The following is a 15,111-nucleotide window of genomic DNA, read 5'->3' as shown; positions in this document are numbered from 1 at the left end:
GGCAGTGGATGTTTGAGCGATCGTTTGAAACGACATCTGTGCGGATGGAGCAGTTGGTGCTCCTGAGTTTTCAGGCGCCCACCGAGGATGTCGATCGCATCATGAAGGCGGTGGTGGCGATAACCCCGCTTGCCATGGGCAACTACGACAGCAACGCCTATCAGAGCGGGACCGGCATTGAGCGATATCGCCCTCTGGACGGCGCCGCGGCCGGACCGGAGAGTGAGGTTCGGGCCCGCCCCGGGGTGGTCGAGGTGTCCTTCGAGCTTCCTGCCGACCGGCCGATTATCGACCGGGTGATCGAGGCGATCTTTCAGGTCCACAGCTACCAGGAACCGGTCATTCGTATTCAGACCATACTCGGCAGCCGCTCCAAGGGGCTCGACGACAGCAGCAATCCCAACCGATGGTGGAACACCACGGGAGACTGGAAGCAGGCAAAGAACGGCTAGCGTGGCGTTTCACGCTGCCGCACCGTCTCCAGCCAGTCGCGGGTCTGCATTTCCGTCAGGCGTGACGCAGTGCGCGCGAACTCGAAGGCTTCCGTGCCGCTGGTGCCGGCATAGAGCTGTTCCGGCGGCGCTTCGGCACTTGCGACAAGCCGCATGCGGTTGTCGTAAAGCGTGTCGATCAGCAAGATGAAGCGTTTGGCCTCGTTGCGCTTTTCCTGCCCCATCACCGGAATGCAGTCGATGAACAGCGTGTCGAAACGAGAGGCGATTGCCAGATAGTCCCGCGCGCCTAGCGGCTTTTCGCAAAGTTCGCCGAAGGTAAAGCGCGCCGCCGTGCCGTTGGCGCGTGGAACAACCAGTTCCCGGCCTTTCACCGCGAGTCGCGTCTCCTGCGTCGTGTGGCCGGCGGTCGCCGCATGCCATGCTTCGTCCATCTGGCTGGCGGTCTCGGCGTCGCAAGGCGTCATATAGACCTGCATCCGGTCGAGTTTTTCGCGCCTGTAGTCGGTCGGTCCGTCGAGCGCGATCACCTCGGCGTGGCGTTCCAGGATACCGATGAACGGTTCGAAGAGCGCCCGGTTCAAGCCATCGCGGTAAAGATCGCGCGGCGCCACGTTCGACGTCGCGACGAGCACGACGCCTTCCGCGAACAGGCTGGAAAACAGCCGCGACAGGACCATGGCGTCGGCGATGTCCGTCACCGCGAATTCGTCGAAGCATAGAATCCACGCTTCTTCGGCCAGTGCCTTGGCAACCGGCGGGATCGGATCCGTCTCCTTCTTCTCGCCGCGCTTCAGCGCGTCGCGATGGCTCTGGATGCGATCGTGAACGTCGGCCATGAAATCGTTGAAGTGGGCGCGCCGCTTGCGCTTCACCGGAACCCGTTCGAAGAACTGGTCCATCAGCATCGTCTTGCCGCGCCCGACGCCCCCATAGACGTACAGACCCTTCACGGTCTCGCGCGGCTGCTTTCGTTTGGCGAAAAGCCAGCCCAGTGCGCTGGATTTGGATGCCAGACGCTTGGTCGAGACCTCTTCGATCAAACGGTCCAGCGCATCCACGATCCGTAGCTGCGCTGGGTCAGAGGTGATGGTGCCTGCCTGCTCAAGATGCTCGTAGTGCTGCCGCAACGTACGGAATGTCGACAGGTCGTCGAGCGAAGACATCGGCGGGGCCTGTATGCTGTCGCGCTATATGATGTGGCTCAGCGGGACAGTGAAACCGGTACGCCCGTGCTCGTCTGGCCGTCGAAACGCTCACCACCCGAGGAATAGAGGCGTGCAAGCACTTCGCCGTTGTCGTTGTAGAGCGCGAGCTGGCTGCCCGATACGTTCCACGACTTGACGCCGTCGAGCGGTGCCGGGCACCGCAGCGGTCCGGCGCGATAGCCCTGGCCGAAGCGCGTTTGCGGTGTCGCGATGCGGCAGCTCTGTCCGGAGACGCTGGCGTTCCATACGCCTGCGACGCTACCGGTGGTGATCTCAGGCGCATTGGCACCTGGATCGACGGCTGCGACCTGGGTCCCGTCAGAGGGAAGCTGTCCCGGTTGCGCGCCCGGGGCTGCGGGGAACTGGCTGGGATCCGTCACGCCCGGCTGACCGGGTGGCGGAAGCTGGCCGGACGTCACCGTACCGGCCGGTGCAGGCGACAATGGCGCCGGCGCAGGACCGCTCGAATCCAGCCGCGAGAAGCGTTCGCTCTGGCAACCGGCCAATGCGAGCGCGATAAATGTCGTGGCCAATACGCCGGTAGTTCTGAAACCCATCGATTCCCTCCGTCGAAACGGTAACCCGTTCCGTACGTCCATTTTGAATCCCTTCAATCGCCAGAATAGTGGCAATCCCAAGGATAATCCAACGCATATGGTTAAATTAGGGTTCCCGGCAACCCCGGGCTGGCTGACGCGAGGTCCGAGCGCTTGCCGGAATGCCGGCAGGCGTTATCCTGAGCGCCATGAACAGGCGCGGGTTGATGAAGTGGATCGGGCTCGGCGGCGTCGCGGCTGCCGGAGGCGGAGCGGCGATGGCGAAGAGTGGATCTGGCAGTCGGTATTACTCTGGGCCGAAAAGCGATCATTTCGACGGCACCGTCTTTTTCAATCCTCAGGGTAAACCGCCTGCGGGCTTCACCGACCTTTTGCGCTGGCAGTTCGGCGGCGGACGCGCCCGCTGGCCGGACGAATGGCCGAGCCCGTTTCCCGAAGCGAAGCCGGAGCCGCGCGTGGCAGGCCAGCGGCTGGTGGTCACGATGGTCGGTCATGCCACGCTGCTGATCCAGACCGGGGGCGTGAACATCCTCACCGACCCTGTATGGTCCGACCGCGTTTCGCCGCTTTCGTTCGCGGGGCCACGTCGTATAAACGCGCCGGGCGTCGCCTTCGAGGACCTGCCGCCAATCGATCTCGTGCTGCTCAGCCACAATCACTATGACCACATGGACGTTGCGACCCTCGCGCGGCTGAAGCAGTCTCACGACCCGCTGGTCATCACACCGCTGGGCAACGACACGATCGTTCGTCAAAGCGTGCCGGATATGCGGATCGCGGCGCACGACTGGGGCGATATGGCGATCTGCGGTTCCGTGCCGGTTCACATCGAACCGGTGCACCACTGGTCGGCACGCGGAACCGGCGACCGCCGCATGGCCCTGTGGGCCGGTTTTGTCGTCGATGCGCCAGGCGGCGGTATCTACATCGTTGGCGACACGGGCTTCCACGGCGGCATCAACTACCGCGAAGCCGCGCGCAAGCATGGCGGCTTCCGGCTGGCGATCCTGCCGATCGGCGCCTATGAGCCACGCTGGTTCATGGAAGCCCAGCACCAGAACCCGTCGGAGGCGGTCGAAGGTATGGTGCTGGCCGGCGCCGCATTCGCTGCAGGTCACCACTGGGGCACGTTCCAACTCACCAACGAGCCGATCGAGGAGCCGCGTGACCTGCTGCATGCCGCGCTCGACCACAAGGCGATTTCACGCGACCGTTTCCGCCCAATGCAGCCCGGTGAGGTCTGGGACGTGCCGCCAGTAATCGGCTGAGCGGAACTTCGATTGGGACGCGGCGTTCCTGGGGCATCCAGAATTCGCGCTTCAATGGAGGTTCCGCAATGCTCAAATGGATTCTCATTCTCCTGATCGTCGCTGCAGTTGCCGGCCTGCTGGGTCTCAACACGATCTCCGGCGCAGCCATGACGGGTGCGAAGATCCTCATCGGTATCGTGCTGGTTCTCTTCCTGCTCGCCGTGCTCGGGATTGTCGCCATCGCCTGATCGCCAAAGGCCGCGCACTGGTAATCAGCGCCCTTTTCCGCCATATACCGGCGCATGAGCGAACGTGCACCCTTTGCGAAGATGAACGGCATCGGCAACGAGATCATCGTTGTCGATATGCGTGGCCGTGCCGACCGGGTTGCGGCCGCGGCCGCCGTTGCGCTCAACGCCGACCCGTCGATGCGCTTCGACCAGATCATGGCGGTTCATGATCCACGGACGCCTGGCACGGACGCATTCGTGGAAATCCTCAATTCCGACGGCTCAGCCGCGCAAGCGTGTGGCAACGGCACGCGCTGCGTGGTTCAGGCGCTGGCGGCCGAAACCGGCAGGGCGGTGTTCACACTTGAAACCGTCGCCGGCCTTCTGAATACCCGCGAGCATGAAGACGGCACGATCTCGGTCGATCTCGGCAAGCCGCGCTTCGGTTGGCAGGATATTCCCCTGGCCGAGGAGTTCCGCGACACGCGCATGATCGAGTTGCAGATCGGCCCGATCGACGCCCCGGTGCTGTATTCGCCCTCGGTGGCCTCGATGGGCAATCCGCATGCGATCTTCTGGGTGGACGAGGACGTCTGGTCCTATGACCTCGACCGGTTCGGGCCGTTGCTCGAAAGCCACCCAATATTTCCTGAGCGCGCCAATATCACAATCGCGCAGGTCACGGCGCGGGACGCGATGACCATCCGGACCTGGGAGCGTGGCGCGGGCCTGACGAAGGCATGCGGGTCTGCCGCATGTGCTGCGGCCGTGTCGGCTGCCCGCACCGGGCGCACCGGGCGCGCCGTGACAGTCACCGCGCCCAGCGGTGGCAAGCTCCTGATCGAATGGCGCGACGACGATCATGTCATCATGACCGGGCCGGCGGAGTGGGAGTTCTCGGGTCTGCTCGACCCGGCCACCGGTTCGTGGGAACGCGAGGTCGAGGGCGCGGCATGAGCGGGGGCAAGGATACCCCCGGGGGCATCGACGTCGTCACCTTCGGCTGCCGGCTCAACACCTACGAATCCGAGGTGATGCGGCGCGAAGCGAATGCCGCCGGGCTCGGCGAGCTCGATGGCGGTGCCGTGATCTTCAACACCTGTGCCGTCACCGGCGAGGCGGTGCGGCAGGCCAGGCAGGCGATCCGCAAGGCGCGCCGCGACAACCCCGGCGCACGCATCATCGTCACGGGCTGTGCTGCCCAGACCGATCCCGACAGCTTCGTCGCAATGGACGAGGTCGATCTCGTCCTCGGCAACGAGGAGAAGCTGAAGGCGCACAATTATCGCGCGCTTCCCGATTTCGGCGTCAACCATTTCGAGAAGGCGCGCGTGAACGACATCATGTCGGTCACCGAGACTGCCTCGCATATGGTCGACGCCATTGAGGGCCGCGCGCGGGCCTTCGTGCAGGTGCAGAATGGCTGTAACCACCGCTGCACCTTCTGCATCATTCCTTACGGGCGCGGAAACTCGCGCTCGGTGCCGATGGGCGCCGCGGTTGAGCAGGTCAAGCGCCTTGCCGGCAACGGCTATGCCGAGGTGGTGCTAACCGGCGTCGACATGACGGGCTACGGCGCCGACCTGCCGGGCAGCCCCAGGCTCGGCCGGCTGGTCAAGACGATCCTGAAGCAGGTGCCGGACCTCGCGCGGCTAAGGCTGTCGTCGATCGATTCGATCGAGGCGGATGACGAGCTGATGGAGGCCATCGCCACCGAGCCACGGCTGATGCCGCATCTGCATCTTTCGTTGCAGGCCGGCGACGATATGGTGCTGAAGCGTATGAAGCGCCGCCACCTTCGCGACGATTCGATCCGCTTCTGCGAAGATGTGCGGCAGCTTAGGCCCGACATCGTCTTCGGCGCCGACCTGATCGCCGGCTTCCCGACGGAAACCGAAGAAATGTTCGAGAACTCATTTAAGATCGTGGACGAGTGCGGACTTACGCACCTGCACGTCTTCCCCTTCAGCCCGCGCGAGGGTACGCCCGCGGCGCGCATGCCGCAGGTCGATCGGACCGTCGTGAAGGAGCGTGCGGCGCGGCTTCGTGCCGCCGGCGACGCGGCCTATCGCCGGCATCTCGATGTGCTGGTCGGGACGCGGCAGCGCATTCTCGTGGAACGCGAAGGTATCGGCCGCGCGGAGGGCTTTACGCTGGCTGCGGTCGATGCGGGCAAGCCTGGCGACGTTGTCGAGGTTGCCGTTTCAGGGCATGACGGGGAGCGGCTGATCGCGCGCCCCCTCGCGGCGCAGGCTGCGTAAGGGGTGCGCGGAAGACATGGCATTCGGTTTTATCAAGAAAATCTTCTCCTTCGGCAACAAGGAAGTCGAGGAGCGTCCGGCGGACGATGCGCCTGCTGCGCCGACGCCGGCACAAGATGCCGAGGCGGCGCCGACACCGCCCGCCGCGACGCCCGACCAGGCCCCGGTGGAAGGCCCGGTTCCCGAATTTCTGCGCCGGCCGGTCGAGGAGACCGCGCCGACCGCCGAACCGGCACCTGAAACTGCCGAGCCGAGCCTGCCCGAGCCGGTTCCTGCCGAAGTGCCGCCGGTTCCGCTTGAGCCGGATTCGATCCCCGCTCCGGAATCCCGCCCCGTACCCGAAATTCCGCTTGAAGTGCCCGAACCGGCACCGACTCTTCCAGAGCCAGAGCCAGAGCCAGAGCCAGAGCCAGAGCCAGAGCCAGAGCCAGAGCCAGAGCCAGAGCCAGAGCCAGTTCGGCCTCGCGCTGACACCCTCCCCGGTGAGGCGGAGAACCGCGAACCTGCTGCGGCGGAGGAGCGTTCTTCGTCCGCATTGCCGGACGAAGAGGACGATGCTGCTACGGCGTTGCCCCCCTCTCTTTCTTCATCGGACGACGGTAAGGGTGAGGAGCTCGCGCCGACGGCTGCGCCGGTTGACGCGCCACCTCCAGCCAGGGTCACGGTTTCCAGGGCGGTCGAGAAAAAGAGCGAGCCCGCGCCGGTCGAAGCCGCGCCTGCGCCGCGTCTGTCGTGGTATCAGCGTCTCAGCCAGGGTCTTTCGCGTTCCTCGCGCGAGCTGCGCGACTCGATCTCGGGCGTGTTCACCAAGCGCAAGCTCGACGACGACACGCTGCAGGATTTGGAAGACGTTCTGATCCGTGCCGATCTCGGCATGGAAACCGCGATCCGCGTCACCGACACCCTCGCCTCCGGCCGTTACGGCAAGGATGTCTCCGACGATGAAGTTCGGGCGGTGATGGCCCAGGAAATCGAAAAGGTGCTTGGTCCCGTCGCCCTGCCGCTGGAACTCGACCTCAGCCACAAGCCGCATGTCATCCTCGTGGTCGGCGTCAACGGGACCGGCAAGACGACGACCATCGGCAAGCTTGCCGCCAAGCTGACGGCAGGCGGTCTCAAGGTGACGCTCGCCGCGGGCGACACGTTCCGGGCCGCGGCGATCGAGCAGCTCAAGATCTGGGGCGAGCGCACCGGTTCGCCCGTCGTCGCATCGAGGCTCGGCGCCGATGCGGCCGGGCTTGCCTTCGACGCGTATCAACAGGCCAAGGAAGCCGGCTCCGACGTGCTCATCATCGACACCGCCGGCCGGCTCCAGAACAAGGCCGAGCTGATGGCCGAACTCGAGAAGATCGTGCGCGTGCTCGGCAAGCACGATGCTGAGGCGCCGCATACCGTGCTTCAAACGGTAGATGCGACGACGGGCCAGAATGCCCTCAATCAGGTCGAAATCTTCCGCAATGTTGCAGGCGTCAACGGCTTGGTGATGACCAAACTCGACGGCACGGCGCGTGGCGGCATTCTTGTCGCAATCGCCGCGAAGCATAAATTGCCGGTTTATTTCATCGGCGTCGGCGAGCAGGTCGACGACCTGGAACCCTTTTCTGCGGGCGATTTCGCCAAGGCGATCGCCGGAGTGAATTGATGAACGATCCCATTCTCGAGCGCGGTCCCAACGACCCGAAGAAGAACGAAATCAACCCCCTGCTCAAGCTGGCGCTGGAGCTGGGACCTTTGCTTGTCTTCTTCTTCGCCAATGCCCGCGGCGAAAGCCTTATCGAGACCTGGCCGGCGCTGGGCTCCCTCGGCGGGCCGCTTTTCCTGGCGACCGGCCTGTTCATGGTCGCCACCGCTATTTCCCTTTCTGTGTCGTGGTTGCTGATCCGGTCGCTGCCGATCATGCCGCTGGTGTCGGGCGTGGTGGTATTCGTCTTCGGCGCGCTGACGCTGTGGCTGCAGGACGAGGTCTTCATCAAGATGAAGCCGACCATCGTGAATACCCTGTTCGGCGTGGTCCTGCTTGGCGGTCTCTTCTTTGGGAGGTCGTTGCTCGGCTATGTCTTCGATTCGGCCTTCCGGCTCGATGCCGAGGGATGGCGCAAGCTAACCCTGCGGTGGGGCCTGTTCTTCTTCTTTCTGGCCCTTGCGAACGAAGTGGTCTGGCGCAACTTCTCGACCGATTTCTGGGTTGCATTCAAGGTCTGGGGCATCATGCCGATCACCCTTGCCTTCACGTTCAGCCAGATGCCGCTGATCATGCGCCACGCGCTGGAAGACAAGCCGGCCGAGTAAGAGGACATCCGATGGAGTTCATCACCACGCGCGAAGGCCTGAGGCAGCATTACCGGCAACCGGGTGACGGGCCGCTGCGCAAGGAACTACGCCTGCTCGACCATCACGCCCGCTCCTTCATCGGCAGGAGCCCTTTCGTGCTCATCGGCTCGTCCGACAATGCGGGCAATGCGGATGTGACGCCGAAAGGCGACAGACCGGGTTTCGTTGCCGTGCTTGATGACCACACGCTCGCGATTCCCGACCGGCCGGGCAACAACCGCCTCGACACTTGGGAAAACGTCGTGGCCAACCCTGCCGTCGGCCTGCTGTTTTTCATCCCCGGCATGAACGAGACGCTGCGCGTCAACGGCGAGGCGCGCATCACCGCGGACGAAACGCTGCGAGACAGGCTAGCCGTGGATGGCAAGTTGCCGATCACCGTGCTGATCGTGTCCGTCAAGGCCTGCTACATGCATTGCGCCAAGGCCTTCATGCGATCGGAGCTGTGGAAGCCGGAAAGCTGGCCCGAGCGCGACACCATGCCGACGCTTGGGGAAATCCTGCGCGATCAGCTTGCCTTGTCGGAATCGGCCGCAACGGTCGACAAGTCGCTCGACGAGGCCTACCGCAAGACCCTGTGGTAAGATCGGGCTGCGGCCGCCGCTCACGCAACGACAGCCGCAACCGCGTTGATCTTTGTCGGCAATTGGCGCTAAGTCGACGCCATGATTACGAATCCCCGAGCGGGTCCTGGTGCCCATCGCGTCGTGTTGCTTTGCGGTTTCGCTTTTGTCCTTGCGGCCTGCGTTGCCGATGGACAGCAATCCGGCGGCGCGGAAGAGGTCGTGGCCACAAAGCAGCCGCGTCACGCCACTTACAACTGCGGTGAGGACGGTGCGATATCGGTCGAGAATCGCAGTTCCTCGGTCAGGCTTGTTGAAGCGGAGGGCGACAGCTACGAGCTCCCGGCATCGCCGCCCACCCAGACCAGCCGCTATGGCGAGGGCGGACTTGCCCTGGTTGTCGAAGGCCGTGAGGCGCTCTGGATGAAGGCTGGAAGCGAACCGCTTACCTGCGTCCGCTGATTCGTTTTCGCGACGTCGGCCGGCCCGAACGACTTCAATCGATTGAAGCGAACTGCGGTCGAACGCATTGTGATCCGACGTGGTTTTCCGGCTTTGACGCGCTGCAAAAACCGCATTAGAAAGCCGGCAGCCACAGGTCGCGTTCCGAACCGCCGATGCCGATTTCAGCGGGCCTTGCGAGCGTAGCCGCCATCTCCCGGGGGAGCCATGAGCAAATCCGCAGCCACCCGCGCCAGACCGCTTTCGCCGCATCTGTTCATCTACAAGCCAATTCCGACGATGATGATGTCGATCGTGCATCGCATCACCGGCGTCGCGCTCTATTTCGGCATTGTCCTGTTTGCCGTCTGGCTGCTCGCCGCCGCGACATCGCAGGACTGGTTCGACACGATCAGCGCGGTCTACGGCTCCTGGATCGGTCGGCTCATCCTGTTCGGCTTCACCTGGGCGCTCCTCCACCACATGCTGGGCGGTATCCGTCATTTCGTCATGGATGCGGGCCTCGGTCTTGAGAAACATTTCTCGACCAGGGTTGCCGTTGCGATGCCCTTCGTTTCCGTGGCTCTGACCATCATCCTCTGGGTGATCGGCTATCTCGCGCGGGGAGCCTGACATGACCGATTTTCGTACGCCGCTTTCGCGTGTCCGGGGCCTGGGGGCCGCTCGTGAAGGCACCGGCCATTTCTGGTACCAGCGCGTCACCGCGGTCGCCAATCTGCCGCTGGTGTTGTTCTTCATAGGGCTCGTCATCGCGCTCAGCGATGCCTCCTATGCCGATGTGCGCGCCACCCTCGGCAATCCATTCGTGACGCTCGCGCTCGTGCTGGCTGTGATTTCGATCTGCTATCACATGAAGCTCGGCATGCAGATGGTGATCGAGGATTACGTCCATGACGAACTCCTCAAGATCATCTCGCTGCTGCTCAACATCTTTTTCGCCCTTATCGTCGGCGCGGTCTGCATCTTCGCGCTGCTCAAGATCGCATTCGGAGGCTGAGGCGTGGCCGAGACAAGAAACAACGTCGAAAAGCCGGGCGTGACTGGAAGCGCCTACACCTATGTCGATCACAAGTTCGACGTCGTTGTCGTGGGTGCCGGCGGCGCCGGGCTGCGCGCGACACTAGGCATGGCCGAGCAGGGCCTGAAGACGGCCTGCATCACCAAGGTTTTCCCGACACGCTCGCACACCGTGGCCGCACAGGGCGGCATCGCCGCCTCGCTCCAGAACATGGGGCCGGACAACTGGCAGTGGCACCTCTACGACACCGTCAAGGGCTCGGACTGGCTCGGCGATGTCGATGCCATGGAATACCTTGCGCGCGAGGCGCCAGCCGCAGTCTACGAACTCGAGCATTATGGCGTGCCCTTCTCGCGCACCGAGGATGGCCGCATCTACCAGCGTCCGTTCGGCGGCCACATGCAGAATTTCGGCGACGGCCCGCCCGTGCAGCGCACCTGCGCGGCCGCCGACCGCACCGGCCACGCCATTCTGCACACGCTCTACGGCCAGTCGGTCAAGAACAACGCGCAGTTCTTCATCGAGTACTTCGCGCTCGACCTGATCATGACAGACGGTGTGTGCACTGGCGTCGTTGCGTGGAACCTCGATGACGGCACCATCCACCGCTTCGCAGCCAAGATGGTGGTGCTGGCGACCGGCGGCTACGGCCGCTCCTATTTCTCAGCGACCAGCGCCCACACCTGCACCGGCGACGGCAACGGCATGGTGGCGCGCGCCGGGTTGCCGCTGCAGGACATGGAGTTCGTCCAGTTCCACCCGACCGGCATCTACGGCGCGGGCTGCCTCATCACCGAGGGCGCGCGCGGCGAGGGTGGCTATCTCGTCAATTCCGAGGGCGAGCGCTTCATGGAGCGCTATGCGCCGTCGGCCAAGGATCTTGCCTCGCGCGACGTTGTTTCGCGCTGCATGACGATGGAAATCCGAGAGGGTCGCGGGGTCGGCAAGAACAAGGACCACATCTTCCTGCATCTCGACCACCTCGACCCCGCGGTGCTGCACGAACGTCTGCCGGGCATCTCCGAGAGCGCCAAGATCTTCGCCGGTGTCGACGTCACCCGGGAGCCGATCCCGGTTCTGCCGACGGTCCACTACAATATGGGGGGCATCCCGACCAATTACTGGGGCGAGGTGCTGAACGCCGACCACGACAATCCGGAGCGCATCCAGCCCGGCTTGATGGCGGTTGGCGAGGCCGGCTGCGCCTCGGTGCATGGCGCCAACAGGCTCGGGTCCAATTCGTTGATCGATCTCGTCGTCTTCGGCCGCGCGGCGGCGATACGCGCCGGCCAAGTGATCGACCGCGAAGCGCCGATCCCCGAGGTCAACGAGCAGGCTGTCGACAAGATCATGGAGCGCTTCGATCGTATCCGCCACGCCGATGGCTCTCAGCCCACGGCTGAGCTGCGTGAAAAGATGCAGCGCGCCATGCAGGAAGACGCCGCCGTCTTCCGCACGCAGGAGACGCTCGAGCAGGGCTGCAAGCGCATCTCGGCGATCTGGAGCGAGCTCCCCGACATCAAGGTCCACGACCGGTCGATGATCTGGAACTCGGATCTCGTCGAGACGCTGGAGCTCGAGAACCTGATGGCCTGCGCCATCACCACCGTCTACGGCGCGGAAGCTCGCAAGGAGAGCCGCGGGGCGCACGCCCGCGAGGACTTCGACAGCCGCGACGACGTCAACTGGCGCAAGCACACGCTGTCGTGGGTGGACGAGGCCGGTAACGTCAAGCTCGACTACCGGCCGGTGCACACCGAGACGATGCTGCCGGAATCGGAAGGCGGCATCAGCCTGGCCAAGATCGCGCCCAAGGCGCGGGTTTACTGATCGCGAGGCAGAAGAATGGTTGAACTCACCCTTCCCAAGAACTCGCGGGTCAATGAAGGCAAGGTCTGGCCGAAGCCGGAAGGCGCCACCAACCTGCGCGAGTACCGCATCTATCGCTGGTCGCCCGATGACGACGAGAACCCGCGCGTCGACACCTATCATGTCGACATGGACGATTGCGGCCCCATGGTGCTCGACGCGCTGTTGTGGATCAAGAACAAGGTCGACCCGACGCTGACACTGCGCCGCTCCTGCCGCGAAGGGATCTGCGGCTCCTGCGCCATGAACATCGACGGCACCAACACGCTTGCCTGCACCAAAGGCGCGGACGAGATTTCGGGTGCGGTGCGCGTTTATCCGCTGCCGCACATGCCGGTGGTGAAGGACCTCGTGCCGGACCTCACCGTGCCCTACGCGCAGCTCTCCTCGATCCAGCCCTGGCTGCAGACGGTTTCGCCGGAGCCGGCGAAGGAATGGAAGCAGAGCCACGAGGATCGCGCCAAGCTCGACGGTCTCTATGAGTGCATTCTCTGCTTCTGCTGCCAGACCTCATGCCCGTCCTACTGGTGGAACGGCGAGCGCTATCTGGGGCCGGCCGTGCTGCTCCAAGCCTATCGCTGGCTCATCGACTCCAGAGACGAGGCGACCGGCGAGCGTCTCGACAACCTGGAAGACCCCTTCCGCCTCTATCGCTGCCACACGATCATGAACTGTACGCAGGCCTGCCCGAAGGGGCTGAACCCGGCCAAGGCGATTGCGGAAATCAAGAAGATGATGGTGGAACGCCGGGTCTAGGCGGCTCGCGATGCTGCCAGCCAGAGTCACGGAACTGTTCGAACGTCAGGCCAGGGCGGGCGAGGATCTGGGCTCGCCCTTCACTGCCATGCTTTGCCGGGCCCTGGCCAGCGTCGTAGACGACGGAACGGCCACAGGTCGGCGGATTATCGGCTGGCAAGGAGATGCAAGGGCAGCACTCGTCGTGACCCGCCTGTGCGGTGGTCTCCACCGGCTCGTCGTGTCGGGCATGGACGACGACCTGCGTGCAGCCTATCCGCCCAACAGGGTTTCCGATGCCGAACTGGCGGGCGCGCTTTCACGTGCCATCGAGCGACACGACAGGCTGCTTCACGATTGGCTGGATTCGGCGCCACAGACCAACGAGATCGCGCGCTCGGCGATGTTGCTACCCGGCTTTCTGGCGATCGCGCGCGAGAGCGGCCTGCCGCTGACGCTTTGCGAGATCGGTTCGAGCGCGGGGCTCAATCTGCTTTTCGACCGCTTTTCCTATAGCTACGGTGATGCGCACTGGGGCGACAGGGCTTCACCGGTTCACCTTGCACCGCAGATCAAGGGCAATGTGCCGCCGCTGGACGGCGTGCTTACGGTCCGGTCACGTTGGGGCTGCGACATCGCTCCCGTCGACATCGCGTCGGAAGAGGGGCGGATGCGGCTGCGCTCCTATGTGTGGCCGGACCAGCCCGAGCGGTTGCAGCGTCTCGATGGTGCGTTGGCGCTCGCGGACCGGCATCCCGTCGCGGTTGCAAAGGCGGATGCCGGCGAATTCGTGCGGGCAAAGCTGGCGCAACGGTTACCTGACGACGCCTTCGTCGTCTTCCATTCGATCATGTGGCAATACATGCCGCGCCAGACGAAGGACGAGATTCTGGCAGCTCTGGCCGAAGCCGGCCGGGACGCAAGCGCTGCCGCACCGCTCTATAGGCTTCGCATGGAACCGAGCGATCCGCAGGACGGCTGGGCGACGCTCAGCCTGACAACATGGCCCGGCGGCGAGACGCGCAGGCTCGCCAGATGCGACTTTCATGGCCGCTGGATCGAGTGGCAGGATTAGCCGCACGCAATCTCAGGATGCGTCATAGCGGATCACGAAGGCCGTCCAGTCGGCAGGCGCAGCGATCTGCTCGTAGAGCTTTCGGCCTTCCTCGGGCTGGCGCGGCGCATTGAGCGCCAGCCTCGACCAGCCACGCTCCTCGGCCTGATCGGCGAGCAGGTCGATCAGCGCCTTGGCGATTCCCTTCTTGCGATGGTCGTGGTGCACGTAAAGGTGATCGACCTGACCGCAGCGCAGCCCGGTGACGGGATCGGGCAGGTCGGTGAAGATCGCGAAGCCGACGAGATCGCCATCGAGCCGCGCGCCCATCACCTCGGCGGTGCGGTCCTGCAGGAGCGTCTCGGCGTAGAACTCGTCCGGCCGGCGCGGGGCGCCGCGCTTCAGCGCCTGGGCATAGGCGGCCAGCAACGGCGCCAAGTCGCGCGCGTCGCGCAGGCGCAGGAGGGTGATGTCGATCTGGTGATTGGCAGCCATGGAGATGTCCTCGTGTCCGGTCCCCCTTTCAGTCCTTTCGCGCCGGCCTGTCAATGCGGCCAACGGGCTATAGCGCGGTCACCACGCCGCTGGTCCGTCCGCGCGCGGTCGGTTAACCATATTGCTGCGTCACGGTGCAGCGGCGGCGCGAGGGGCCTTAACAAAGGTTAATAAGTCGTTAAAATCCCGGGTTCGAGCTGGCGTCCAACCTGGGAGCAATGCCATGCGCAAAATCTGTCTCGCAATCGGCGCGGGCGTCCTTGCCGTCATGGCGTCAGGCGCGGCCGTGGCCGGGGACTACAGGGATCGCGTTCACGCGGACTCCTTTGGCAATCTGGTCATCTACAGCCATGCGGGCCACCAGCGGATTCTCGTCGGCATGGGCCATGTCGCCGAATCCTACAACCTGACCGGCTCCTACTACGAGCCGGAGGAGCCACAGGTCGTCTATCTGGACGAGGAGCGCGACATGCAGCAGATCCGCCACTGCTCGCGTCCGCCTTATGTCTGGAAAGGGCGCGACCGCATGTACGGTCTGCCGGAGGGCGTGGTGCCGCAGGCGCCACTGGTCTGCCGATAGCAGCCGTCGTGCCGGCAGCATGATCCGGTCATCTTTCCTGCGCCAA

The 15,111-nt window shown here is 64.3% G+C and carries 18 protein-coding genes; 15 read left to right on the top strand and 3 right to left on the bottom strand.

The window, feature by feature from the left end:
- Nucleotides 1–8 precede the first annotated feature (8 nt).
- Nucleotides 9–452 carry a YqfO family protein gene (locus V1479_RS01400; protein WP_368801341.1) on the top strand — a complete coding sequence of 148 codons (444 nt, stop codon included), beginning with the start codon at nt 9–11 and terminating at the stop codon, nt 450–452.
- Here the strand turns inward: V1479_RS01400 and zapE are convergent.
- A complete protein-coding gene (gene zapE / locus V1479_RS01395; protein WP_368801340.1) occupies nt 449–1,618 on the bottom strand; it encodes a cell division protein ZapE in 1,170 nt (389 codons plus the stop codon). The two genes, V1479_RS01400 and zapE, sit on opposite strands and share 4 nt — an antisense overlap.
- A gap of 38 nt (nt 1,619–1,656) precedes the next feature.
- Nucleotides 1,657–2,217 (bottom strand): AprI/Inh family metalloprotease inhibitor, encoded by a 561-nt coding sequence (locus V1479_RS01390; protein WP_173188722.1) that lies wholly within the window; start codon nt 2,215–2,217, stop codon nt 1,657–1,659.
- A 206-nt stretch (nt 2,218–2,423) separates the two neighbouring features.
- Here V1479_RS01390 and V1479_RS01385 point away from each other — a divergent pair, with 206 nt between their 5' ends.
- The 13 genes from V1479_RS01385 to V1479_RS01325 all read left to right on the top strand — a co-directional run bounded on the left by V1479_RS01385 (nt 2,424) and on the right by V1479_RS01325 (nt 14,011).
- Nucleotides 2,424–3,485 carry an MBL fold metallo-hydrolase gene (locus tag V1479_RS01385; RefSeq protein ID WP_368801339.1) on the top strand — a complete coding sequence of 354 codons (1,062 nt, stop codon included), beginning with the start codon at nt 2,424–2,426 and terminating at the stop codon, nt 3,483–3,485.
- A 68-nt stretch (nt 3,486–3,553) separates the two neighbouring features.
- Nucleotides 3,554–3,715: a DUF1328 domain-containing protein gene (locus V1479_RS01380; RefSeq protein ID WP_173188724.1), complete on the top strand. Its 162-nt coding sequence runs from the start codon at nt 3,554–3,556 to the stop codon at nt 3,713–3,715.
- A gap of 54 nt (nt 3,716–3,769) precedes the next feature.
- The gene (gene dapF, locus V1479_RS01375) at nt 3,770–4,654 is read left to right on the top strand and encodes a diaminopimelate epimerase (RefSeq protein ID WP_368801338.1); all 885 of its coding nucleotides are present in this window, start codon (nt 3,770–3,772) and stop codon (nt 4,652–4,654) included.
- Nucleotides 4,651–5,958, top strand: a complete 1,308-nt coding sequence (mtaB, locus tag V1479_RS01370) for a tRNA (N(6)-L-threonylcarbamoyladenosine(37)-C(2))-methylthiotransferase MtaB (RefSeq protein ID WP_368801337.1) — start codon at nt 4,651–4,653, stop codon at nt 5,956–5,958. Before dapF ends, mtaB begins: the two co-directional genes overlap by 4 nt.
- 16 nt (nt 5,959–5,974) lie before the next feature.
- Nucleotides 5,975–7,600: a signal recognition particle-docking protein FtsY gene (gene ftsY, locus V1479_RS01365; protein WP_368801336.1), complete on the top strand. Its 1,626-nt coding sequence runs from the start codon at nt 5,975–5,977 to the stop codon at nt 7,598–7,600.
- A complete protein-coding gene (locus V1479_RS01360; RefSeq protein ID WP_368801335.1) occupies nt 7,600–8,247 on the top strand; it encodes a septation protein A in 648 nt (215 codons plus the stop codon). Before ftsY ends, V1479_RS01360 begins: the two co-directional genes overlap by 1 nt.
- A gap of 11 nt (nt 8,248–8,258) precedes the next feature.
- Complete coding sequence (locus V1479_RS01355) at nt 8,259–8,873, top strand: pyridoxamine 5'-phosphate oxidase family protein (protein WP_368801334.1); 615 nt, start codon at nt 8,259–8,261, stop codon at nt 8,871–8,873.
- Between the two features lie 201 nt (nt 8,874–9,074).
- Entirely contained in the window at nt 9,075–9,314 is a 240-nt protein-coding gene (locus V1479_RS01350; protein ID WP_368801333.1) for a hypothetical protein, read from the top strand.
- A gap of 207 nt (nt 9,315–9,521) precedes the next feature.
- Nucleotides 9,522–9,926, top strand: coding sequence for a succinate dehydrogenase, cytochrome b556 subunit (gene sdhC / locus V1479_RS01345; RefSeq protein ID WP_368801332.1), 405 nt, complete (start codon nt 9,522–9,524; stop codon nt 9,924–9,926).
- Between the two features lies 1 nt (nt 9,927).
- Nucleotides 9,928–10,311 carry a succinate dehydrogenase, hydrophobic membrane anchor protein gene (gene sdhD / locus V1479_RS01340; RefSeq protein ID WP_173188737.1) on the top strand — a complete coding sequence of 128 codons (384 nt, stop codon included), beginning with the start codon at nt 9,928–9,930 and terminating at the stop codon, nt 10,309–10,311.
- Nucleotides 10,312–10,314: 3 nt separating this feature from the next.
- Nucleotides 10,315–12,162 carry a succinate dehydrogenase flavoprotein subunit gene (gene sdhA, locus V1479_RS01335; RefSeq protein WP_368801331.1) on the top strand — a complete coding sequence of 616 codons (1,848 nt, stop codon included), beginning with the start codon at nt 10,315–10,317 and terminating at the stop codon, nt 12,160–12,162.
- A 15-nt stretch (nt 12,163–12,177) separates the two neighbouring features.
- Nucleotides 12,178–12,957 carry a succinate dehydrogenase iron-sulfur subunit gene (locus V1479_RS01330; protein WP_173188739.1) on the top strand — a complete coding sequence of 260 codons (780 nt, stop codon included), beginning with the start codon at nt 12,178–12,180 and terminating at the stop codon, nt 12,955–12,957.
- 10 nt (nt 12,958–12,967) lie between these two features.
- Nucleotides 12,968–14,011 (top strand): DUF2332 domain-containing protein, encoded by a 1,044-nt coding sequence (locus tag V1479_RS01325; RefSeq protein WP_368801330.1) that lies wholly within the window; start codon nt 12,968–12,970, stop codon nt 14,009–14,011.
- A 12-nt stretch (nt 14,012–14,023) separates the two neighbouring features.
- On the opposite strand, the gene V1479_RS01320 is transcribed toward V1479_RS01325, so the two are convergent.
- Nucleotides 14,024–14,485, bottom strand: coding sequence for a GNAT family N-acetyltransferase (locus V1479_RS01320; protein WP_368801329.1), 462 nt, complete (start codon nt 14,483–14,485; stop codon nt 14,024–14,026).
- Between the two features lie 223 nt (nt 14,486–14,708).
- On the opposite strand from V1479_RS01320, the gene V1479_RS01315 reads away from it, so the two are divergent.
- Nucleotides 14,709–15,065 (top strand): hypothetical protein, encoded by a 357-nt coding sequence (locus V1479_RS01315; RefSeq protein ID WP_368801328.1) that lies wholly within the window; start codon nt 14,709–14,711, stop codon nt 15,063–15,065.
- Nucleotides 15,066–15,111 lie beyond the last annotated feature (46 nt).

This window comes from Neoaquamicrobium sediminum, from assembly GCF_040970315.1.
GTDB classification, from domain to species: domain Bacteria; phylum Pseudomonadota; class Alphaproteobacteria; order Rhizobiales; family Rhizobiaceae; genus Aerobium; species Aerobium sediminum.
This window is presented reverse-complemented; position numbering and strand designations above follow the sequence as displayed.